19 protein-coding genes and 1 pseudogene are annotated in these 21387 nt (G+C 70.8%); 7 read left to right on the forward strand and 13 right to left on the reverse strand.

Annotated features, from left to right (window positions below; translation table 11 throughout):
* Nucleotides 1-124 precede the first annotated feature (124 nt).
* Both KIS93_RS14565 and KIS93_RS14570 read left to right on the forward strand, forming a co-directional pair.
* Nucleotides 125-1381 carry a helix-turn-helix domain-containing protein gene (locus tag KIS93_RS14565; RefSeq protein WP_186404228.1) on the forward strand — a complete coding sequence of 419 codons (1257 nt, stop codon included), beginning with the start codon at nucleotides 125-127 and terminating at the stop codon, nucleotides 1379-1381.
* A gap of 205 nt (nucleotides 1382-1586) precedes the next feature.
* Complete coding sequence (locus tag KIS93_RS14570; protein ID WP_230465908.1) at nucleotides 1587-2420, forward strand: SAM-dependent methyltransferase; 834 nt, start codon at nucleotides 1587-1589, stop codon at nucleotides 2418-2420.
* Nucleotides 2421-2425: 5 nt separating this feature from the next.
* On the opposite strand, the gene KIS93_RS14575 is transcribed toward KIS93_RS14570, so the two are convergent.
* The 4 genes from KIS93_RS14575 to KIS93_RS67455 are packed head-to-tail and all read right to left on the reverse strand — an operon-like array spanning nucleotide 2426 to nucleotide 6806.
* A complete protein-coding gene (locus KIS93_RS14575; RefSeq protein ID WP_080036174.1) occupies nucleotides 2426-4012 on the reverse strand; it encodes an MFS transporter in 1587 nt (528 codons plus the stop codon).
* Nucleotides 4013-4023: 11 nt separating this feature from the next.
* Nucleotides 4024-4443: a hypothetical protein gene (locus KIS93_RS14580; protein ID WP_080046386.1), complete on the reverse strand. Its 420-nt coding sequence runs from the start codon at nucleotides 4441-4443 to the stop codon at nucleotides 4024-4026.
* Nucleotides 4440-5957, reverse strand: coding sequence for a hypothetical protein (locus KIS93_RS14585; protein WP_080036175.1), 1518 nt, complete (start codon nucleotides 5955-5957; stop codon nucleotides 4440-4442). The genes KIS93_RS14580 and KIS93_RS14585 overlap by 4 nt, the downstream gene beginning before the upstream one ends.
* A 30-nt stretch (nucleotides 5958-5987) precedes the next feature.
* Nucleotides 5988-6806 carry a DUF4253 domain-containing protein gene (locus KIS93_RS67455; protein ID WP_080036176.1) on the reverse strand — a complete coding sequence of 273 codons (819 nt, stop codon included), beginning with the start codon at nucleotides 6804-6806 and terminating at the stop codon, nucleotides 5988-5990.
* Nucleotides 6807-6917: 111 nt separating this feature from the next.
* Here KIS93_RS67455 and KIS93_RS14595 point away from each other — a divergent pair, with 111 nt between their 5' ends.
* The gene (locus KIS93_RS14595) at nucleotides 6918-7496 is read left to right on the forward strand and encodes an HAD family hydrolase (RefSeq protein ID WP_080036177.1); all 579 of its coding nucleotides are present in this window, start codon (nucleotides 6918-6920) and stop codon (nucleotides 7494-7496) included.
* 22 nt (nucleotides 7497-7518) lie between these two features.
* On the opposite strand, the gene KIS93_RS14600 is transcribed toward KIS93_RS14595, so the two are convergent.
* Together KIS93_RS14600 and KIS93_RS14605 are read right to left on the reverse strand one after the other, a co-directional pair.
* Entirely contained in the window at nucleotides 7519-8163 is a 645-nt protein-coding gene (locus KIS93_RS14600; protein ID WP_080036178.1) for a TenA family protein, read from the reverse strand.
* Between the two features lie 110 nt (nucleotides 8164-8273).
* Nucleotides 8274-9323 carry a TIGR03118 family protein gene (locus KIS93_RS14605; RefSeq protein WP_186404229.1) on the reverse strand — a complete coding sequence of 350 codons (1050 nt, stop codon included), beginning with the start codon at nucleotides 9321-9323 and terminating at the stop codon, nucleotides 8274-8276.
* Nucleotides 9324-9540: 217 nt separating this feature from the next.
* Here KIS93_RS14605 and ppgK point away from each other — a divergent pair, with 217 nt between their 5' ends.
* Nucleotides 9541-10275, forward strand: a complete 735-nt coding sequence (ppgK, locus tag KIS93_RS14610) for a polyphosphate--glucose phosphotransferase (protein ID WP_080036180.1) — start codon at nucleotides 9541-9543, stop codon at nucleotides 10273-10275.
* A 46-nt stretch (nucleotides 10276-10321) separates the two neighbouring features.
* On the opposite strand, the gene KIS93_RS14615 is transcribed toward ppgK, so the two are convergent.
* The gene (locus tag KIS93_RS14615) at nucleotides 10322-10762 is read right to left on the reverse strand and encodes a MarR family winged helix-turn-helix transcriptional regulator (RefSeq protein ID WP_080036181.1); all 441 of its coding nucleotides are present in this window, start codon (nucleotides 10760-10762) and stop codon (nucleotides 10322-10324) included.
* Between the two features lie 59 nt (nucleotides 10763-10821).
* Here KIS93_RS14615 and KIS93_RS14620 point away from each other — a divergent pair, with 59 nt between their 5' ends.
* Nucleotides 10822-11181: a VOC family protein gene (locus tag KIS93_RS14620; protein WP_080036182.1), complete on the forward strand. Its 360-nt coding sequence runs from the start codon at nucleotides 10822-10824 to the stop codon at nucleotides 11179-11181.
* Nucleotides 11182-11275: 94 nt separating this feature from the next.
* Entirely contained in the window at nucleotides 11276-15145 is a 3870-nt protein-coding gene (gene hrpA / locus KIS93_RS14625; RefSeq protein ID WP_080036183.1) for an ATP-dependent RNA helicase HrpA, read from the forward strand.
* On the opposite strand, the gene KIS93_RS14630 is transcribed toward hrpA, so the two are convergent.
* A complete protein-coding gene (locus KIS93_RS14630) occupies nucleotides 15135-15725 on the reverse strand; it encodes a Uma2 family endonuclease (RefSeq protein WP_246005282.1) in 591 nt (196 codons plus the stop codon). The two genes, hrpA and KIS93_RS14630, sit on opposite strands and share 11 nt — an antisense overlap.
* A 120-nt stretch (nucleotides 15726-15845) precedes the next feature.
* Nucleotides 15846-17848: pseudogene (locus KIS93_RS14635) on the reverse strand (catalase).
* A gap of 83 nt (nucleotides 17849-17931) precedes the next feature.
* On the opposite strand from KIS93_RS14635, the gene KIS93_RS14640 reads away from it, so the two are divergent.
* Nucleotides 17932-18585 (forward strand): HAD family hydrolase, encoded by a 654-nt coding sequence (locus KIS93_RS14640; protein WP_080036185.1) that lies wholly within the window; start codon nucleotides 17932-17934, stop codon nucleotides 18583-18585.
* Here the strand turns inward: KIS93_RS14640 and KIS93_RS14645 are convergent.
* From KIS93_RS14645 to KIS93_RS14660, 4 genes are all read right to left on the reverse strand, one after another.
* Entirely contained in the window at nucleotides 18578-18901 is a 324-nt protein-coding gene (locus tag KIS93_RS14645; protein WP_230465914.1) for a DUF5709 domain-containing protein, read from the reverse strand. The two genes, KIS93_RS14640 and KIS93_RS14645, sit on opposite strands and share 8 nt — an antisense overlap.
* Before the next feature lie 33 nt (nucleotides 18902-18934).
* Nucleotides 18935-19519, reverse strand: coding sequence for a hemerythrin domain-containing protein (locus KIS93_RS14650; RefSeq protein WP_080036187.1), 585 nt, complete (start codon nucleotides 19517-19519; stop codon nucleotides 18935-18937).
* 23 nt (nucleotides 19520-19542) lie between these two features.
* Nucleotides 19543-21096 carry a gamma-glutamyltransferase family protein gene (locus KIS93_RS14655; protein ID WP_080036188.1) on the reverse strand — a complete coding sequence of 518 codons (1554 nt, stop codon included), beginning with the start codon at nucleotides 21094-21096 and terminating at the stop codon, nucleotides 19543-19545.
* Between the two features lie 77 nt (nucleotides 21097-21173).
* A partial coding sequence (locus tag KIS93_RS14660; RefSeq protein WP_186404231.1) for a MerR family transcriptional regulator occupies nucleotides 21174-21387 on the reverse strand: 214 nt, incomplete at its 5' end.

Raw genomic sequence — 21387 nt, forward strand, 5'->3', positions numbered from 1 at the left:
CAACTGACAGTTTGCGCATAAGTTGATACCTGCCTGCGTGGCAGAGCTTGCCCGCATGGCAGGGGACAGTGGGGCGAGCGTCCCTTACGCTGGACCATGTTCACGGGCGGCTAGGAGGTGTGCCGTGGCGAACTTCGCCGAGCGGCTCGATCTCGCGCTGACCAAGCGCGGCTTCACCGGCGCGCAGGTCGCCTCCGCCCTGACGGAGGCCGGCATCCCCATCACCCGTGCCTACGTGAGCCAGCTGCGCACCGGCAAGCAGACCAACCCGACGCTGCAGGTGCTCAGGGCGCTGGCGTCCTGCCTCCAGGTCAGCGTCGGCTGGCTGGTCGGCGACGACTTCCTCGAATCGGGCTCCGTGGAGGACCTGCAACTGCGCGCGGCCACCATCGGCCTGTCCGCCTCCGGCCTGTCCGAGAGCTCCCTCGCCGTGCTGCGCGGCGTGGTCGAGCTGGCCCGCAAGGCCGAGGGCCTGCCCGAGGAGCCCGAGCCGACCTCCGACATCCCCGAGGCGGTCGCGCCGCTGAGCGGCCCGCAGCGCCGGGCGCTCGGCAAGCGGTTGCACGGCCTGCGCCTGTCGGCGCAGCTCTCGGTCGAGCAGGTCGAGACCGCGATCGGCAGGGGCGCGGCGGCGATCCCCGCCATCGAGGAGGGCCGCATCGCCCCGCCGCCCATCACCGTCGAGCGCCTGCTCACCGTCTACGGCGTCTCCGTGCCCCCCATCCGCGAGTACGTCCTCTCGCTGGCCAGGGGCGAGCGCGAGGCCGCCTGGTACGACGCCCAGTCGGTGCCCGTCTGGCTGGCCACCGGCTACGCGCTGGAGGGCCGCGCCACGGTGATCCGCACGTACCACAACCAGTTCGTCCCGCCGCTGCTGCAGACCGAGGAGTACGCCAGGGCCGCCATCACCGTGGCCGGGCCCGCGACGCTCGGGCAGCAGACGGTCGAGGAGGCGCTGGCGCTGGTGCTGGCCCGCCAGGAGGCGGTGCCGCGCGACAACGGCGTGGTGTTGTGGGCGGTGATCGACGAGAGCGTGCTGACCCGCTCGATCGTCGGGCAGCACGTCCAGCTCCGGCAGCTCGAAGTGCTGATCGAGCACGCCAAGCGGCCCAACGTCTCGCTGCACGTGGTGCCGATGGAGGACCCGGCATACGTGCCGCGCACGGGCCCGTTCACGATCTGGCGCTTCGCGGAGGCGTTCGAGCCCGACATCGCCTGCGCCCACGGCATCGACTCCGACACGCTGATCACCGGCGCGGCCGAGGTGGAGGCGTTCCACCAGGCGTTCACGAAGCTGTCGGTGACGACGACCACGCGCGACGAGACCTTCGAGATGCTGAATTTCCATCGCGAAAGACTTTCGCGTTCGTTGGGCATCTGATCGTTCAGGCTTTCGCCTCCCCCGGGGATCTGATCGTTTCGCGGTTTGTACCAACGAATGGTTACGTAGGTATATCCACAATCAATGGCTTTTGCGGTTGTCTTTCCCTCCGGGGCGAGGATCATATGGTCTGGGTCATCGAGTGGGGTCCGAAAGGATCAGCTTTTCCCGCGATAGTGGGCGAGGGGAAAGGGGCAACACTCAAATGCGTCAGCGTGCCATCCGAAACCTGGCGAAGCTGGAGATGACCCAAGCGCGCGTCACACGGATTCTCGACGCCGCCGCGGGTGGGAAGAACAACTTCGTGGCGGACCGGGATGTCATCAGCCGCTATGACCAGGCCGCCCCGATCACGACGACGGCCGCCAGAGCGGTGCTCCAATATTTACGCCGGGTGGTCCGTCATCTGGCGAGCGAAGGTGTGGACCAGTTCGTGATCGTCGGGAGTGGCGTCCCGAGCGGCCTGCCACCGGGCAGGCAGTTGCACGACGTGGCCAGGAACGCGCTGAACGGCTCCGTGCCACGCGTGGTCTACGTGGAGAACGACCCTATGGTGCTGGCCGGAGCGCGGGCGACCATCGAGCCGATCACCGATCTCGTCCGCGTCGTAGAGGGCGACGTGCGCGAGATCGACGAGATCCTCGACGACCGGGTGCTCCAGACGTTCCTCGACTGGGACCGGCCCATGGCCGTGCTGCTGCTGTCCACCCACAGCCTGAACGACGACGAGTACTTCCATTACGTGATCAAACGCATTCGCCAGGTGGTTCCCGAACGGAGTTACCTGTCGATGATGCAGACCACGTTCGACGCCATTCCGGCGGAGTTGTTGCCGGCCATTCACGACCTGCTGGCGATGACGCTGCCGGGCCACGCGATTCGCACCCGGGAGGAGGTCGAGGCGTTGCTCGACGGCCTGGTGCTGGTCGATCCGGGGCTGGTGTGGGTTCCGGAATGGCGGCCCGACGGCCACGACGACGCTTGTGCCGAACAACCCAGCGCGTCCGGCAACTACGGCGCCGTGGCCCGCGTTCCCTGACGCGCCTACACCTTCGCGGGTTCGGCCGGCGCTCCGGCCGGGCCCTTGACGGGCTCGACGCCGAAGACGAGCACCGCCACCACGGCCAGCAGCAGGGGCACCGCCCCCAGCAGCGCCGTCATCCCGATGGACGGGGCCGCCGCGCCCGCGACGAGCACGCCGGTCACGGCCACGCCGCCGAACTTGCCGACGCCCGCCGACAGCCCGGAGCCGCGCGAGCGCACCCGGGTCGGGTAGATCTCGGAGCTGTACGCGGCCAGCACCGCGGCGATCGCCGCCGTCCCCACGATCGGCCCGGCCAGCAGCACGTACAGCCAGGTGCGGTCGTGCGCCAGCGTCTCGCCCGAGAACGACAGCACCACCAGCGCCGCCCCGACCAGTGCCGAGAGCACCACGATCGTCTTCTTGGCGCTCCACAGGCCGTACATGGCGGCCGAGATGAAGATCAGCGGCAGCCCCAGCAGCGTCGAGTCCGCGAGGGCCCGGTCAGCGGCCGACTGGTCGAGGCCGAGGCTGCGCAGGTTGGACGGGATCCACAGCTGGAAGCCGTAGGTGACCAGGCCGATGCTCAGCCCCAGGATCACCACGGCCGTCGTCAGCCCCGTGAACGGGGCGCGGAACAGCCGGGAGTAGCCGCCCTCGTGCTCGTCCTGGACCCGCTCCACGTCGGACTCCGAGGTCAGCGTTGCGCCGTAGCGGGCCATGATCGCGTGCGCCTCGGCGTCGCGGCCGTGCGCCAGCAGGAACCGCGGCGACTCGGGGATGAACCGGTTGAGCAGGATGAGGAAGACCCCCGTCGGCAGGCCGACCAGCCACAGCACCCGCCACGAGTACTCCGGCGCCAGCGTCGCCGACAGGAAGCTCGCCAGCAGGTAGGCCACGGCCAGGTTGCCGCCGATGAGCACCATCACCCAGCCCTTGTGCCGCGGCGGGATCGTCTCCGCGAGCAGCGAGAACGCGATCGGCAGCATGCCGCCCGCGCCCAGGCCCATCGCCAGGCACATGGCCAGGTTGCCCTCGAAGCTCGGCATCACGCCGCAGATGGCCGTGCCGATGAACAGCACGCCCGCGTACAGGATGGACGGCTTGCGGCCGATCTTGTCGCCCAGCCAGCCCCACAGCAGCGAGCCCAGCACCGTGCCGGTCAGGCCGGACAGCGGCAGCAGCGCCACCGGCAGGTCGCCGCCCGGGTTGAGCGGGGACCTCAGGCCGTACTCCTCGACCATGCCGGGGGAGACGAACCCGAGCGTGATCGGCTTCATCGCGTCGATCACCACCGCGACCGACATGACCACGATCAGCCCGATGTGCGCCGGGCGCATCCGCTGGTCGTCCAGCGCCCGCACCCGCACCTCGGCCGCCGGCCTCGCGGCGAACGCGCCCGGCGGCACCAGCCCCCACGCCGTCACCACGAGCCCCGCGACGATCAGCACCATGCCGATCGTCATCGGCAGGTCCATCGGCATCCCGGCCAGCCGGTAGTGCATGTCCGCGCCGTGCAGGTACATCGGCAGATGCAGCAGCACCCCCGCCACCGTGGCGAGCGTGCCCAGCCAGAAGTACAGCGGACGAGCCAGCTCGACCCCGCCCATGAGCTTCCCCCTCACAACAGGCGGCCACCCCGCAGCCGCCACTGGACGAACAGCACCCGCATGGGCCCGTTCACGAACAGCCACTGGCCGATCCACACGACGCCGAACATCACGGCGAACGCCCAGAACGGCACCGGCCCCCCGACCCCCGGCACCAGACCGGCATCGAGCAGCACCCACATGAGCAGCCCCTCGGGCACGGCCGTGACCAGCCCGAACAGCGTCGGCCAGTCCTTGTCCCAGCGGAACTGCATCAGCAGGTGGTACAGCAGCTCCCAGCCGACGCCGACCACGGCGACCGCCAGCAGCATCACGAACGCGTCGCGCAGCGACATGGGCAGCACGAGCGCGAGCAGCGCCGTCAGCACCACCCCCACCGTGGCCAGCACGAACAGCCGGGTCTGCACCCGCCCGGCGAGCGTCGGGATCAAGCCGGTCTCCTGTTCGCCGCCCACTTCAGCCACTGCGACACCGACCTGACCGGCCCCAGCCCCTTGCAGAAGCCGCGCCTGGCCAGGTCGTCGGCGATGTCGAGGGCCGCCGTCTGCATGCCGAGGAAGCTGTCGACCGCCAGGAAGTGGTTGCCCGCCGTGGCCGCGCCCGAGGCGTACAGCCGGCCGTCGCCGCTCTCCGTGCCCAGCACCTCGAAGCTCGGGCCCACCTGCAGCCGGCCCGCCTTGTTGGGGCGGGCGCCGCCGTGCTGCAGCAGGTCGGCCAGCACCCGGTGCTCCGGCATGTCGGCCTCCAGCCCGGTGCAGTCGATGATGAAGTCGGAGACGTACTGCATGGGCGCCGAGCTCGCGCTGCGCGTGTGGGTGACCAGCCGGCCGTCGGGCGTCTGGTCGATGCGCTCCACCTCGGCCTGCACCGCGTGGTACCAGCTGCCCTGCCTGGCCCGGCGCAGCTGCTCCTGCCAGCGGGCCAGCTTCGGCGTGGTGGTGCCCGCCACCAGCGCGGCCAGCCGCGCCCGCCGCTCCGGCGTCGCCTTGCGGAACTGCGCCTTGAGCTGCCCGCCGAACGCCGACTTCGGCATCGTGAACGCCTGGTACGCCCACCCGTCGCCGCCCTTGCGCCGCATGAACGGGTGCGGCCCGTGCGAGCCCGTCACGTACGTGCGGAACAGGTGCACGATCGTGGTCTGCAGGCCGTAGCGCTCCCTGTCGTCCATGAGGCGCTGCAGCACGCGCGAGGCCACGATGCCCGCGCCGCGCACCACCACCACGCCGGGCCGCTTGCTGAGCTGGTCGTAGACGTGCTCGTGCGGCTCGTACGCGTTCACCACCCGATACCGCTCGCCCCGCCGCTGGCGGAACTCCTGGAGGTCGTCGAGGAACTTCAGCCCCGGATACCCCACGGCCAGGTGCACGTAGCGGGAGCGCAGCGCCACCCGCTTGGTCGGCCCGCTGCCCGCCGGCGGCGTCAGCACCGTGAAGTAGCCGCCGCCCAGCCGCTTCCTGACCATGCGGACCTGACCCTTGGCCAGCATCTCCCAGTAGCCGATGCGGTCGGCCTCGCGCTGCACGCTCCGCATGACCAGCGCCGCCCGGGGGCTGTAGAAGTCGGTGCCGATCGGCTCGGTCAGCACCTGGAGCAGCGGCTTGACGGAGCGTTCCTGCCAGGCCTCCTGCACCGCGTACGAGGGGAAGCCCCAGATGTTGTCGGGCCGCGCGCCCGAGTCGGAGCGGATGCGCTCGTGGGCGGGCAGCTGCGAGACCCGCGTCAGGTACTCCCACGTCTGCCAGGGGGAGTCGCTGGTCGAGAGCACCCGCATGGCGGAGGTGGGCACGCCGCGGATGCGCAGCACGTCGAGCAGCGTGAACGAGCCGATGCCGCCGCCCACCGACACCAGCGGCATGTCATAGACGGGGATGCCCGCCGACTCCACCAGCCCGTCGGCCCAGACGGAGGAGTGGAGCAGCTCCGGCGTCAGATCTCCCCATGGCACGGAAGTTAAAGGTAGCGTAAAAGCGGGCTTTCAATCCCACCAGAATGACCAGGCGTGCCGGCCCATGATCTGGGCGGCGTATCCCTGGAGATCGCCGGGTCCCTGCACCACGTTGTCCGGGCAGAACGTCCAGTGCTCGGCCGCCACGTGCAGCGCGTGCTCGTGGTCCACCGGCGGCGCCGCCACGCTCAGCTCCAGCGTGTTGAAGCCGACGCCCACCACCCGCGCCCCGAACCGGTCCTCCCAGCTGCGCACCACCGCCGCCATCGGCACCATCCACTCGTTGTGGTGCAGCGCCCCCTGCCAGCCCATCACCGCCAGCGCGTCGGCGCCCCGGCCCGCGGCGACCAGGCCCAGCGGCATGCCCCTGGCGGCCAGCTCGCCCGCCAGCCAGTCGGCGACCGCCTCCGGCTCGGCCTTCAGCACGCCGGGCGCCGCCGGGCCCGGGCAGATCGCGCCGTACGGATCCAGCTCCTCCAGCGCGTCCGGCGGCATCTGCGCCACCCACTCCTGCCACACCTCCGCCATGAACCCCTCGGCGGTGAAATGGTCGATCTGGCGGGGATCGTCCGGCACGACCTGCCCCACGCTCCACGGCTGCGCCGACTCGTCCAGCAGCAGCGGCCACAGGCCGCTGTGCGGATGCCACTCCCGCAGCAGCGCCCAGTCGGCGCCCGTGACCGGCTCGTCGCTCATCCAGAACGCCGGCCGCGCCGGCACCCCCTGCCCCGTGTAGCCGGGATCCGGCCAGACCACGTCACCGGGAGGCAGCGCCACGCCCAGCCTGCGCCCCCTGCCGCCGTCGGCGAACAGGGGGCCCAGCTCGCGTGGCAGCCGATGATCGCTCATGCCCTACCGTTCCGATACCGAATCCTGTCTCGGAGATGGTAGTGCCGCGCGTGGTCCTGGGCCCTGTGGCGGGCACCCCTGAGATGCCGGTGTGCGGCAGAATGCTGTTCCGTGTTCCCCTTCGACGCGGTTCTCACCGACTTCGACGGCGTGCTGCGCCACTTCGACCACGCCGCCCAGGCCGACATCGAGGCCCGCTACGGCCTGCCGCTGCGCAAGACGGCCTTCGACCCCGAGATGATCCTGCCCCCGACGCTCGGCCACGTCACCGAGGCGCAGTGGGTGGAGGCCACCGTGGCCGCGCTCGGCGGCGGCGAGCGGGCGCGACAGGCCATGGCCGAGTTCGTCGAGATCGCCTTCTGGGTGGATGAGGAGGTCAGGGCGCTGCTGGCCAGGGCGCAGGAGCACGTGCCGGTGATCATCGTGACCAACGCCATGGACACCCTGGAGGAGCACATCGACCGGCTGGGGCTGACGTACTTCGCCGACGACGTGGTGAGCAGCGCCCGGGTCGGGGTGGCCAAGCCCGACCCGCGCATCTACGAGATCGCCGCCGAACGGGCCGGGGCCGCGCCCGCCCGCTGCCTGTTCGTGGACGACCGGCTGCCGAACGTGGAGGCCGCCAGGGCTCTGGGCATGACCGGCATCCACTACCGGTCCCTCCAGGACCTCGCCGAGGTCCTGGGCTGACCGGGGCCCTGCCTCCCGAAGCTCAGCCGGCCGCCATGTCGAAGAAGGCCCGTTCCAGCTCCACCGCCCGGCGGAACACCCCCAGCACCTCCCGGCGCCGCTCCTCGCCCAGACCGGCGCCCAGCCGGTCCAGCTCGCCCCGCAGGAACGCCACCCAGGCGCGGAACTCCGCGCCCTCGTGCAGCTCGATCCACTCCCGGTGCACGAAACTCTCCGGCAGCGGCTCGGCGGCCCGCGAGGCCCAGCCGAGGTAACACCACTCGGCCACGCACAGCACGGCCGCGATCAGCAGGTAGTCCTGCGAGCGCCGCACCTCGTCCATGAGCTCCCTGAACGCCGCCGTCACCGGCTCCAGCGGCACCTCGGTCCGCCCGCCCAGCTCGGCCAGCGCCCGATGGAAGTACGTCTTCTCCTCGGTGGTCGCCACCTGACCGAGGAACGTGCCGTACGGCACCCGCGCCTCGAACGTGTCGGCGGCGGCCACCGCCGCGCCGAGCAGTGCCGTGAAGGAGTCCACGAACTGGAAGTCCTGCTCCAGGTAGCGCCGCATCGCATCGCCGGCCGCCGTTCCCTCGATGATCGCCGTCGCGAACGGGTGGGTCACCACCGCCGTCCACTCGGGCTCGCACTGCTGCCTCAGCCACTCGCTGAACGTCTGCTCACTCATGACCCGGACTGTAGACGCCGCCGCGAGGGACGAACCGCCGCCCCCTCGCCGTACCGGGCGAGCTGCGCTTCTCGCCAGGCCAGGGGGCGGCGGCGACCGAACGCCTGCCGTCAGTACCCGCCGTAGGGATTCTGGGAGGGCGACTGGTTCTGCGGGGCGCTCGACTTGTGGCCCGCCGGGTGCGTCGGGCTGCTCGACGGGCTGCTCGACGGCGCGCCCGCCGCCCCGTTGGAGCTCACCTTCGTGCCCTGCGGGGCGATGACCCCGATCAGGCCGTGCTTGGTGCCGTCGATGCCGGCGGAGAACCACAGCGAGCTCTCGCCGCCCGTGGCGGCCGTGCCCGGCTCCAGGTCCCACAGGCCCGGCAGCACGATCGGCTTGCCGTCGGACGTCCGCAGCGCGCCCAGGTGCCTGCCGCTGCGGTACGCCTGCACGGTGCCGTCACCGAAGTTGCCGACCAGCAGCGCGTTGCGGTACTGGCTCCAGCCCTTGGGCGCGGCCGTGATGCCCCACGGGGCGTTCAGCCCGACGCGGGAGATGCGCCCCGTCAGGCGCCCACTGGCGTTGAAGCGGCTGACGAAGCCCTTGCCGTTGCCGAAGACCGGCTTGCCGGTGCTCGGGTCGCGCAGGGCGTAGGCGACCCAGATGCTGCCGTTGGCGACCGCCACGTTGTAGGCGTTGTAACCCCTCGGCAGCGCCCGGTCCCTGAACTGCCACTTCGCCAGGTGGATGCGCTGGAAGTCCTCGTCGAAGGCGTGGATGCGCCCGCTGGCGAAGTCCGCGGCGAGCAGGAAGGCCTCGTCCTCGGTCTGGACGAGCTCCAGCCCCTTGTAGTCGGCGCCGCGGGTGAACGCCGCGATGATCGCGTTGGCGGGGTCCACCTCCGCGTTCCATCCGCTGATGGCGCCGCTCGGGCTGGAGAAGATGAACGAGGCGGGCTTGCCCTTGACCGTGAACCCGTCGCCGGGGTTGAACACCTGGCCCGTCGGGGCTCCGCCCGGGATGGCCACCTCCGTCTTCTCCTTCTTGCCCGTGCCGGAGTAGACGGTGGCGCTACCGGTGCCGGTGTTCGAGACCCACAGAGTCTTGCCCATGGCCAGGCCCCACGGGTTGACGACCTTGGGGTCGGTGACCGGGGCTTTGCCCTGAACGTCCGACACAAGGTTGATGACGTCGAATCGCGTCCTGGTGGTGGCGTGTGCGGGAGAGGTGAGAGTCGCTCCCAGAACGACCGCAACAGCGCAGAGTGTGATGATGCGTGGCCGCATCCGTTGCCTCCTAGTTAGCGCTTGTGACGCGAGATACGCGGACGGAGGAGGCGGGGTTCAGCCGGGCCAGAAATAGAGTTATTCGCGTCTGCGGGGAAGATAGACAGTCATGAACGTGCTGGGCATCGACATCGGCGGCTCCGGGATCAAGGGCGCGCCCGTCGACACAGAGGCCGGTGAGCTGCTGGAAGAGCGGCTCCGCATCCCCACTCCCGAGCCGTCGTCCCCCGAGAAGGTGGCCGCGGTGATCGACACGATCTCCCGCCATTTCGGATGGACCGGCCCGGTCGGGGTGACCTTCCCCGGGGTCGTGGTGAACGGGGTGATCAAGACGGCCGCCAACGTGGACCGCTCCTGGATCGGGGTCGACGCGGCGCAGCTGTTCGGCGGGGCCACCGTGCTCAACGACGCCGACGCCGCCGGGCTGGCCGAGGTCCGCTTCGGCGAGGGACGGGACCGGACGGGCACGATCCTGGTGCTGACGTTCGGGACGGGCATCGGCAGCGCCCTGTTCGTGGACGGGCAGCTGGTCCCCAACACCGAGCTGGGGCACCTGGAGCTCAACGGCAAGGAGGCCGAGCACCACGCCTCCGACCGGGCCCGCGAGAAGCACGACCTGAGCTGGGAGAAGTGGGCGGAGCGGGTGGAGGAGTACCTGCGTCACGTCGAGATGTTGTTCTCCCCGTCGCTGATCGTGATCGGCGGGGGTGTCAGCAAGAAGGCGCAGAAGTTCCTGCCGTACGTCCGGCTGGACACGCCCGTGGTGCCGGCCGCGCTGCAGAACCAGGCGGGCATCATCGGCGCCGCCCACGCGGCCGCGAGCCGCATGCAGCGCGTCCACTGACGTCTGCCGCTGGATAGCCCGGGGCGCGTGTCATGCGCCCGGGCGGTCAGCCGTCCGAGCCGGCCAGGGCCTCGGCCATGGCGTCGAGCTGCCGCAGCAGCACCTCCGCCTGCGCCCGGTCCAGGCCGGCCGTCATCCGCCGCTCGACGGCCAGCACGTCGGCCCTGGCCGCTTCCAGCACCCTTTCCCCCGCCTCCGTGAGCCGCGTCGGCAGCGCGCGCCCCGACGGAGCAGTGGCGGGCCGCGACACCAGGCCCGCCTCCTCCAGGTTGCGCAGCACCACGTTCATCGACTGCCGCGTCACGAACGCCCCGCGCGCCAGCTCCGCGTTCGACAGCTCCGGCCGCTGCCCGAGCATCTCCAGGCACGCGTACTGCGGCGTGGTGAGCCCGTGGGCGCGCAGCGCGGCGTCCATGGCGGCCCTGAGGGCGGCCTGCACCCGCTTGAGCTGGTAGCCGACGGTCCGGTACACATCGTCTTGCGTCATGTCAGAATTCTGACATATGCTCTCCTATGTCAAAACCCTGACATCGAAACGAGGGCATCATGACCGTCACCGGAATCGACTTCGTCGCGCTGCAGGTCCGCGACGTCGAGCAGGCCGCCGCGTTCTTCGAGACGCGCCTGGGCCTCAAGCGCGCCCCGGCGAGCCCGCCGGGCGCGGTCGTGTTCGCCACCGAGCCCATCCCCTTCGCCGTCCGCGAGCCGCTGCCCGGCGTGGACCTGCCCGAGCGGCCCGGCACCGGCGTGGCGCTCTGGCTCAAGGCCGGCGACGCCCAGCAGCTGCACGACGAGCTCCAGGCGGCGGGCGTGCCGATCGTCGGCCCGCCGGTGGACGGCCCCTTCGGCCGCACGTTCAGCTTCGCCGGCCCCGAGGGCTACGTGATCACGATTCACGATCGCTGAGACACGGGCGATATTGGGATGCGCGCGGCGGGCGCGTCAGGCACCATGGGCGGTTGGCTCCGGCGATGCGGGGCTCAAATATCCTGAAAGCAGTATGGGAACGCCTTCGTTGTCCTCTCCACTCGCCGACCTCCAGTCTCGCCTGCCCGAGCTCATGCCGCGCGACCAGCGGCGGCTGCGGCGCCGGCTCGACGGCATGCGCCGCGTGCGCTCCCGTGACGCCCGCGACAAGATCGTCGCGGAGATCCTGGCCGACGTGGAGCGGGCCGAGCAACGACTGGTACGGCGCCGCGAGGCCGTACCAGTAGTGAGATATCCAGAAAACCTGCCGGTCTCGCAGCGTAAAGACGACATCCTGGAGGCCATCCGCGACCACCAGGTCGTGATCATCGCCGGCGAGACGGGCTCCGGCAAGACCACGCAGATCCCCAAGATCTGCCTGGAGCTGGGCCGGGGCGTGCGCGGGCTGATCGGCCACACCCAGCCCCGCCGCATCGCCGCCCGCACCGTCGCCGAGCGCATCGCCGAAGAGCTCGGCACCGGCCTCGGCGAGGTGGTCGGCTACAAGGTCCGCTTCACCGACCAGGCCAGCGACCGCACCCTGGTCAAGCTCATGACCGACGGCATCCTGCTGGCCGAGCTGCAGAACGACCGCATGCTCGACCAGTACGACACGCTGATCATCGACGAGGCCCACGAGCGCAGCCTCAACATCGACTTCATCCTCGGCTACCTCAAGCAGCTCCTCCCCAAGCGCCCCGACCTCAAGGTCGTCATCACCAGCGCCACCATCGACCCCGAGCGGTTCTCCCGCCACTTCGACGACGCGCCGATCATCGAGGTCTCCGGCCGCACCTACCCGGTGGAGGTGCGCTACCGCCCGCTGGAGGAGGACGACGACCAGACGCAGGGCATCGTCGACGCCTGCCGCGAGCTGATCGGCGAGGGGCCGGGCGACATCCTGGTGTTCCTGTCGGGCGAGCGGGAGATCCGCGACGCCGCCGACGCCCTGGCCAAGGCCGAGTTCCGCAACACCGAGGTGCTGCCCCTCTACGCCCGCCTCAGCGCCGCCGAGCAGCACCGCGTCTTCCAGCGCCACACCGGCCGCCGCATCGTGCTGGCCACCAACGTCGCCGAGACCTCGCTCACCGTCCCCGGCATCAAGTACGTCGTCGACCCCGGCTACGCCCGCATCTCCCGCTACAGCCACCGCACCAAGGTGCAGCGCCTGCCGATCGAGCCGATCTCGCAGGCCAGCGCCAACCAGCGCAAGGGCCGCTCCGGACGCACGTCCGACGGCATCTGCATCCGCCTGTACGAGGAGGAGGACTTCCTCGGCCGGCCGGAGTTCACCGACCCCGAGATCCTGCGCACCAACCTGGCCTCCGTCATCCTCCAGATGACCTCGATCGGGCTCGGCGACATCGAGGCGTTCCCGTTCGTCGAGCCGCCCGACCGCCGCCAGGTCAAGGACGGCGTCAACCTGCTGCACGAGCTCGGCGCGTTCGACGCCCAGAACAAGCTCACCCCCATCGGGCGCAAGCTCGCCCAGCTCCCCGTCGACCCGCGCCTGGGCCGCATGGTGCTGGAGGCCGAGAAGAACGGCTGCCTGCGCGAGGTCATGGTGATCGCCGCCGCGCTGTCCATCCAGGACCCGCGCGAGCGCCCCGCCGACAAGCAGCAGCAGGCCGACGAGAAGCACCGGCGCTTCGCCGACCCCGAGTCCGACTTCATGGCCTACGTCAACCTGTGGAACTACCTGCGCGACAAGCAGAAGGAGCTGTCGTCCAGCGCGTTCCGCCGATTGTGCAAGGCGGAGTTCCTCAACTACCTGCGCGTGCGCGAGTGGCAGGACATCTACAGCCAGCTGCGCCAGTCGCTCGGCGTCCAGCCCGGCAGCGGCGCGGCCGACCCCTACCACGTGCACGTGTCGCTGCTCGTCGGGCTGCTGTCGCACATCGGCGTCAAGGACGTCATGGAGAAGCGCGGCGCCGACGGCCGCCGCCCCATCCAGGAGTATCTCGGCGCCCGCAACGCCCGCTTCGCCATCTTCCCCGGCTCCGCGCTGGCCAAGAAGCAGCCGCAGTGGATCATGTCGGCCGAGCTCGTCGAGACCTCCCGCCTCTGGGCCCGGGTCAACGCCAAGATCGAGCCCGACTGGGTCGAGCCGCTCGCCCAGCACCTCGTCAAACGCACCTACTCCGAGCCGCACTGGGAGAAGAACCAGGGCGCCGTGATCGCCCTGGAGAAGGTCACCCTCTACGGCGTGCCGATCGTGACCGGCCGCAAGGTCAACTACGGCCGCATCGACCCCGACCTGTCGCGCGAGCTGTTCATCAGGCACGCGCTGGTCGAGGGCGACTGGGACACCCACCACCAGTTCCTCAAGGACAACCGCCGGCTGCTCGGCGAGGTCGAGGAGCTGGAGAACCGCGCCCGCCGCCGCGACATCCTCGTCGACGACGAAGCCCTGTTCGACTTCTACGACCAGCGCGTTCCGGCCGACGTCGTCTCCGCCCGGCACTTCGACTCCTGGTGGAAGAAGACCCGGCAGGAGCAGCCCGACCTGCTCACGTTCTCGCCGGAGATGCTGGTCAACGAGGGCGCCGACGTCAGCACCCGCGACTACCCCGACACCTGGAAACAGCTCGGCCAGCGGATGAAGCTGACCTACCAGTTCGAGCCGGGCGCCGACGCCGACGGCGTCACCGTGCACGTGCCCCTCCAGGTGCTCAACCAGGTCACCTCCGACGGCTTCGACTGGCAGATCCCCGGCCTGCGCGAAGAGCTGATCACCGCCCTGATCCGCTCCCTCCCCAAGCACCTGCGCCGCAACTTCGTGCCCGCCCCCAACTACGCCAAGCAGGTGCTCGCCGGCGTCAAGCAGGGCGCCGAGCCGCTGCTGGCAGCCGTCGAACGCGAGCTGCTGCGCCTGACCGGCATCCGCGTGCCCCGCGACGCCTGGCAGCTCGACCAGGTGCCCGACCACCTGCGCATCACCTACCGCGTGATCGACGAGCGCAAGCGCACCGTCGCCGAGGACAAAGACCTCGACGCGCTCAAACGCCGCCTCGCGCCCCGCCTGCGCCAGACGCTCTCCCAGGCCGGCGACGACCTGGAGCAGACCGGCCTGCACACCTGGAGCTTCGGCACCCTGCCCAAGGTCTTCGAGCAGGGCCGCATGAAGGGCTACCCGGCCCTCGTCGACGCGGGCGACTCGGTCTCCATCAAGATCTTCGAAACGCAGGCCGAGCAGCGCCGCTCCCACTGGCCCGGCGTGCGCCGCCTGCTCCTGCTCAACGTCACCAACCCCGCCAAGTCGCTGCTCGGCGGCCTGTCCAACCAGGCCAAGCTGGCCCTGTCACGCAGCCCCCACGGCGGGGCCGTGGCCTTGTTCGACGACGTGGTCAATGCCGCCGTCGACAAGCTCATGCGCGACGCCGGCGGCCCCGCCTGGGACCCGGTCGGCTTCGACCGCCTCTACCAGCACGTGCGCGCCCACCTGTACGACACGGCCGCCGACGTGCTGGCCAAGGTGGAGCAGATCCTCAGCGTCTGGCACGAGTCGAACGTCCGCCTCGACGCCTTGCGGCCGAGCGCGGCGACGGACGACGTACGCGACCAGCTCGGCAAGCTCGTCTACGCCGGCTTCGTCACGGCCACCGGCTACCAGCGCCTCTCCGACATCCTCCGCTACATCCGCGCCATCGACCGCCGCCTCACCAAGCTCCCCGAGGAGCCGTGGCGCGACCAGGAGTGGATGGACCGCGTGCACAAGGTCGAGGACGACTATCGGGACGTGCTGGAGCGGCTGCATCCGGCCCGGCGCGGGGACCCGGACGTGGTGGAGATCCGGTGGATGATCGAGGAGCTGCGGGTCAGCTTCTTCGCCCAGACGCTCGGCACCCCCACCCCTGTGTCGGAGAAGCGCATCGCGAAGGCGCTGGAGAAGCTCACACCCTGATCATGGAGGTGTCGAGCTCGAAGTCGATGGGGGAGGGCAGGTGGATGCGCTTGCCCAGCGCCACCGAGGTGGTCGTGCAGTACTTGCCGTCTTGGATGTTGCTGTAGACGGTGACGGCCGGCGGCTCGGCGATCGGATCGATCAGCAGATAGACCGGGACCCGGCCGAGCGCGTAGAGCCGCGGCTTGGTCACGCGGTCGGCGAGGGTGCTGGTGGGCGAGACGACCTCGGCGGCCATGATGACGCCGGACGACAGCAGCTCATCGCCCCACCGGCTGCAGTCGGGCGGGGTCAGCACATAGTCCGGAGAGAACGAGTCTCGGGGGCCTTCGATGCAGATGGACGGCCCCTGAGGTGACCCGCTCCAGCCGCGCTCCTTGCGCAGCGGGAAGAGGGCGTCATGCAGGTCAGCGGCCCTCCAGGAATGCTCGGGGCTGCCGACTGGGCTCACTAGCAGGTTCCCTTCGATGACCTCGACCCGGAAGCCGGGGAGGGGGGGCAGGACATCGAACAACTCTCTTGCGGTGCGGAGCATGGGCTCGGGGGGCTCGGGCTGGGTCGCCGGAGGTTCGATCGCCATGGCTACCATCGAATCTGTCCCTTCGTGTTCGAACGGGTACGCTAAGTATGTCACCGGGTCATCACCCATAGCGACCGAAGCGGCCGCCTCCGCTCGCAGCGGAAGCGGCCGGTGAAGGGCTCAGGCGGGCACGCCGGAAACGTCCCGGTCGTAGAAGCGGTGCCCGGCCACGGCCTCGGCGAAGGCGGTGGCGATGTCGTCCCCGACGATCACCCCCACGTCGTTGGGCAGCCGGGCCGCCTCCACGAGCTGCCGGCCCGACCCCACGGCCCCCACCGCCTTGCCGTGGCGGAAGGCCTCCAGGACGAAGAACACGGCCCGGGCGGAGGCGGACAGGAGGGCGCCGTCGGCGGCCACCACCGCGTCGTAGAGGACGGAGCTGGCCGCGCTGAGCTGCCGGTCCACCGGGAGGCCGCCGAGCGTGCCCTCGCGGGGCGCGACGATCTCGCAGACGGCCCCCTGGCCCTCCAGGGCCTGGCGCAGGGTGGTGACGGCGGCGGCGTCCGTGCCGTCGGCCATCAGGATGGCGATCTTGCGGGTGGCGACGCTGCGGGGCTGGCCGGTCATGCTGAGGGCGGGGGAGGTGCGGGAGTGCACCTGGCCGCCGCCGGGCGCGGGCAGGCCGAGGCCCTGCGCGACGGCCGCCCCGAGGTCGGGATGGATTCTGCCGAGGTGGGCGACCACGGCCTGCTTGATGGGCGGCCGCTCGACGTGCCCCAGCTCGAACAGGAACGCGGCCACGATGTGCCGCTTCTCCCAGTCGGCCATGCTGTTCCAGAACAGGGTGGCCTGGCTGTAATGGTCCTCGAAGCTGGGGCTGCGCCGGCGGATCTTGGTGCCTTCCACCTTCTCCTGGTAGTGCCGGTAGCCGTCCCGGGCGGCGGGCAGCCGCCGCTGATGGAGTTGGGGGCGTAGCTGGTGCGCGACTCGTGGATCAGGTGCTGGTGGAAGCCGTCGCGCTGGTCGTTGCGTACGGGGGCGATCGGCCGGTTGATGGGGATCTGCGTGAAGTTGGGGCCGCCGAGGCGCAGGAGCTGGGTGTCGAGGTAGGAGAAGTTCCTGGCCTGGAGCAGGGGGTCGTTGGTGAAGTCGATGCCGGGCACGACGTTGGCCGTGTGGAAGGCGACCTGCTCGGTCTCGGCGTGGAAGTTCTGCGGGTTGCGGGTGAGCGTCATCTTGCCGATGGGCCGCAGCGGGACCTGCTCCTCGGGGATGATCTTCGTGGGGTCGAGCAGGTCGAAGTCGAAGTCGTGCTCGCGCGACTCGGGCACGAGCTGCACGCACAGCTCGTACTCGGGGTAGGCGCCCCGCTCGATCGCCTCCCAGAGGTCGCGGCGGTTGAAGTCGGGGTCGTTGCCCTGGATGCGCAGCACCTCGTCCCACACCAGCGAGTACGTCCCGAGCCTGGGCCGCCAGTGCCACTTGACGAACGTCCCCTGCCCCTGGGCGTTGACCAGCCGGAACGTGTGCACCCCGAACCCCTGCATCATCCGGTAGCTGCGCGGGATCGCCCGGTCGGACATCACCCACATGACCATGTGCAGCGACTCGGGCTGGAGCTGGACGAAGTCCCAGAACGTGTCGTGCGCCGACTGCGCCTGCGGGATCTCCCAGTGCGGCTCGGGTTTGACGGCGTGCACGAAGTCGGGGAACTTGATGCCGTCCTGGATGAAGAAGACGGGGATGTTGTTGCCGACGATGTCGAAGTTGCCCTGGCCGGTGTAGAACTTCGTGGCGAAGCCGCGCACGTCGCGTACGGTGTCGGCGGAGCCGCGGAAGCCGGCGACGGTGGAGAAGCGCACGAAGGTGGGCGTCCGCGCGGAGGTGTCGTTCAGGAACTCGGCGCAGGTGTACTCGCCGAGCGGCTCGTACAGCTCGAAGATCCCGTACGCGCCGGAGCCGCGGGCGTGCACCACCCGCTCGGGGATGCGCTCGTGGTCGAAGCGGGTGATCTTCTCGCGGAAGTGGAAGTCCTCCATGAGGGTCGGCCCGCGGGTGCCGGCCTTGAGCGAGTTGTCCGTGTCGTCGACCGGGATGCCCTGGTCGGTGGTCATGGTGTGGTCGTCGAGAGGTACGCGGTGCTCGTCGAGCTGGCGGTCCTTCGCGTCACGCTCGGATTGCATGAAAAGATCCCCCTTACAGGTGTTTCGTCCGGTCTCGGCTGCTGGCCGGACCGATGAGGTGAAACGTGCGAGCAGGGGGATCGATGATCAAGGCAGTGGTGTTCGACGTCGGCGAGACGCTGATCAGCGAGCAGCGGATCTGGTCGCGGTGGGCCGAGCGCCTGGGCGTCGACCACTTCACGCTGATGGGGGTGCTCGGCGGGATGGCCGCGCTCGACCGCCACCACCGCGAGGCCTTCCGGATCCTGCGGCCCGGCATCGACCTCGACGCCGAGGAGGCGGCCTGGGAGCGGGACGACCCGGACGGCCTGCGCAACCACTTCGACGCCGACGACCTCTACCCCGACGTGCGTGCGGCCCTGTCGGCCATCAGGGCGGCCGGATACCAGGTCATCATCGCCGGCAACCAGCCGCGCCGCGCGTACGACGCCCTGGTGGCGATGGACCTGCCGGCCGACTCCGTGCACACCTCCGACGGATGGGGGGTCTCCAAGCCGGAGGCGGGCTTCTTCGCCAAGGTGGCGGCGGTCGCCGGCCGCGAGCCGGCCGAGATCCTCTACGTGGGGGACCGGCTCGACAACGACGTGCTCCCGGCGGCCGCGGCGGGCATGCGCACGGCGCTGCTGCGCCGCGGCCCCTGGGGCTACCTGCACGCCGACCGGCCGGAAGCGCAGGCCGCCGACGTGCTCGCCGACGACCTGCATGCGCTCCTGCCCGCTCTGGCGCGGCTCACCTGAGATTCTCGTCGGGGTCGATGCGGACGGCCCGCTCCTCCGCCGACATGTCGTCGTTGTCGTCCAGGTACTCCGCGCCGATCTCCTCGTCCTCACGGTCGGGCTCCAGCCCCTCGTCCGGCTGCGTCAGCCGGTGTTTGGGGCGGGGCTCGTGCAGGCGCTCGGGCGCCTCGCGCCGCAAACGCTCGTCGAGTGTGTCCCTGCGCTGCGGGTCGTCGTCGACGACCTCATGGTGAAGGCCGAGATCGTCGGTCCACTCGGTGACTTCGATCTCTTGCTCGTCCGCCATGCCGTGCCGGTTCGGAGGTGTTTCGGTCATATGCGCCCCCTACCCATGGAGCGGGCCGGAATCCTAGGACTTGGCCTCCCGTAGGGCCTGGGCCAGCTCTTCTTTGCCCATCTGGGAGCGGCCGGGGATGTCCGCCTGCTGCGCCTGCTCGTACAGCTCGGCCTTCGTGGGCTCGCCCGAGCCGCCGGACGACCCGCCGGACGACCCGCCGGACGACCCGCCGGACGACGCGCCGAGCGCCTGCAGCTCCTCGGCCCTGCGCTGCTGGAACGCCTTGCCGAGCCGCTCCAGCTCCTTCGCGTCCGAGACCTTCTTCAGCTCGGGCAGGAGCTTGGTCTCCTCCTCCTCGACGTGGTGGTTGATCGACTCGATGAGGTCGTCGAGCGCCTTGGCGAACTCCGCCGTGCCGGGCTGCGCCCGCACCAGCGAGTCGAGCAGCACCTCCGCCTCCTTGTGCTCCTCGACGCTGTGGTGGGCGTCGATGCCCGGGTAGACGCGGTCCTCCTCGGCGCGCGCGTGCGCGATCAGGAGGGCGTGCAGCTCGGAGACGAGCGCCTTCTGGTCGCCCTGCCCCTTCTTGAGCTTGTCGAAGATGCCTTCCACGACCCTGTGGTCCTGCGTGATGAGAGTGATGACGTCCGTAGCCATGGTGTGGCTCGCTACCCGGACGATCAGCGTCCAATCGCGGAGCCGACCAGGGAACGCGGGTCGGCGGCGCCGGCCAGCATGCCGTCGGCGCGCGCCTCGATGAGGTGGGCGTGGCCGAACGAGCTGCCGTACGGCAGCGCCGCCACCCGGTGCCCGAGGGCGGCCAGCCCGTCGGCCCAGGTCGCGCCCTCCTCCAGGTCGAGGACGGCGTCGTCGGGCGCGTCCCAGGTGTCGAACCCGGTGCCGCCGGTGCCCAGCCGCCAGCGCGGCGCGGAGACGGCCTGCCCGGGCTCCTCGCCGTGCAGCAGCAGCCGCGTGATGACCTGCAGCAGGATCTGGGGTTGCGCGTCGCCGCCCATGGTGCCGGTCACCGCTCTGAGTGTGCCGTCGCGGCGGGTGATCAGCGCGGGGGCGAGCGTGTGGGGCGGACGCCTGCCGGGGCCGTACTCGGCGGGGTGGCCGGGCTTGAGGGAGAAGCCGATGCCGCGGTTGTGCAGGTTGATGCCGGTACGGGGCTCGAACACCATGCTGCCGAACCCGGCCGCGTTCGACTGGATGAGCGAGACGCCCATGCCGTCGGCGTCGACCGCGCACAGGTACGTCGTGTCGCCCGGCTCGGACGGCACCCGCAGCCGCAGCCGCGAGCCCGGATCGACGAGCGCCCGCCGCCTGGCCGTCTCGGCCGGGTCGAGGAGGTCCTTGGCGGCCTCGTGCAGCACGTCGAGCCGGTCGTGCCCGGCGACCCTGGCGGTCTCGGCCAGCAGGTGCGCCCAGGCGGGATCGCGCGGCGAGGCGGGCAGGTCGAGGCCCTCGGCGATGGCCAGCGAGCGCAGCAGCAGGTAGCCCTGCGAGTTGGGCGGCATGGACCAGACGTCGTGGCCGAACGCGCGCACCTTCAGCGGCTCGACCCAGTCGGCGCCCGGCGCGGCCAGGTCGCCCTCGGTGAACTCGCCGGCGCCCAGCTCGACCAGGCCCTGCCCGAACTCGCCCAGGTAGAAGCCGTCTCTGCCGCGCTCGGCCACCGCCCGCAGCGCGCGGGCCACGCCGGGCCTGGTCACGCGGTCGCCGGCGGCGCGTACGGAGGCGAAGTCGGAGCCGCCGGGCCGCCGGGCCGCGTTCACGGCGCCGGCCACCATCAGCGGCGAGGCGGGGAACCCGTGATCGGCCAGCCTGATCGCGGGCGCGAGCAGCTCCGCCAGCGACAGGCGGCCGTGGCGGGCGTGCAGCGCCGTCCAGCCGTCGACGCAGCCGGGCACCGGCACGGACCTGATGTCGTGCAGGTGCGGCATGCGCACGTGGCCCTCGGCACGCAGGCGGGCGGGATCCGCGCCGGATCCCGCCCGTCCTGAGGCGTTGAGCGCGCTCGCCCCGCCCCCGCGCGCAGGCTCGTGGACCAGGGCGAACAGGTCGCCGCCGAGCCCGCACATGTGCGGTGCGACGACGGCGAGCACGGCGTTGGTGGCGATGGCCGCGTCGGCGGCCGATCCGCCACGCTCCAGCATCGTCAGCCCGGCGGCCGAGGCCAGGTGGTCGACGCTGCACACCATGCCGGAGGGCGCGTATCTGGTGTTGTGCACGTCACGAGGGTACGCGCCCCGCACGCCTCACGCGGGTACGCGCCCCGGTGCACCTGACGCGGGGTGCGCGCCCTCGCTCACTCCCGATCGCGCAGGCGCGCGCGGGTCTCCTTGAGCTCCTGGCGGAGCCTGGCCACCTCGCGCTCCAGCTCGAGGATGCGGCGGATGGCGATGAGTGTCATGCCCTCTTCGGCCATGCGGGTCACGTGCTGGACGACGACGATGTCTCGCCGCGAGTAACGCCGCTGGCCGCCGCTCGACCGGCTCGGCCTGATGACGTCGTGCTGGTCG

It is taken from the genome of [Actinomadura] parvosata subsp. kistnae (assembly GCF_900323885.1).
Taxonomy (GTDB): domain Bacteria; phylum Actinomycetota; class Actinomycetes; order Streptosporangiales; family Streptosporangiaceae; genus Nonomuraea; species Nonomuraea composti.

Excerpts from the sequence above, each read along its gene's own strand:
- KIS93_RS14650 (WP_080036187.1), bottom strand. The coding sequence starts at position 19,519 with ATGGCTACGGACGTCATCACTCTCATCACGCAGGACCACAGGGTCGTG.
- ppgK (WP_080036180.1), top strand. The coding sequence starts at position 9,541 with ATGAACGTGCTGGGCATCGACATCGGCGGCTCCGGGATCAAGGGCGCG.
- KIS93_RS14575 (WP_080036174.1), bottom strand. The coding sequence starts at position 4,012 with ATGGGCGGGGTCGAGCTGGCTCGTCCGCTGTACTTCTGGCTGGGCACG.
- KIS93_RS67455 (WP_080036176.1), bottom strand. The coding sequence starts at position 6,806 with ATGAGCGATCATCGGCTGCCACGCGAGCTGGGCCCCCTGTTCGCCGAC.
- KIS93_RS14630 (WP_246005282.1), bottom strand. The coding sequence starts at position 15,725 with ATGGCGATCGAACCTCCGGCGACCCAGCCCGAGCCCCCCGAGCCCATG.
- KIS93_RS14600 (WP_080036178.1), bottom strand. The coding sequence starts at position 8,163 with ATGAGTGAGCAGACGTTCAGCGAGTGGCTGAGGCAGCAGTGCGAGCCC.
- KIS93_RS14640 (WP_080036185.1), top strand. The coding sequence starts at position 17,932 with ATGATCAAGGCAGTGGTGTTCGACGTCGGCGAGACGCTGATCAGCGAG.
- hrpA (WP_080036183.1), top strand. The coding sequence starts at position 11,276 with ATGGGAACGCCTTCGTTGTCCTCTCCACTCGCCGACCTCCAGTCTCGC.
- KIS93_RS14645 (WP_230465914.1), bottom strand. The coding sequence starts at position 18,901 with ATGACCGAAACACCTCCGAACCGGCACGGCATGGCGGACGAGCAAGAG.
- KIS93_RS14620 (WP_080036182.1), top strand. The coding sequence starts at position 10,822 with ATGACCGTCACCGGAATCGACTTCGTCGCGCTGCAGGTCCGCGACGTC.
- KIS93_RS14570 (WP_230465908.1), top strand. The coding sequence starts at position 1,587 with ATGCGTCAGCGTGCCATCCGAAACCTGGCGAAGCTGGAGATGACCCAA.
- KIS93_RS14615 (WP_080036181.1), bottom strand. The coding sequence starts at position 10,762 with ATGACGCAAGACGATGTGTACCGGACCGTCGGCTACCAGCTCAAGCGG.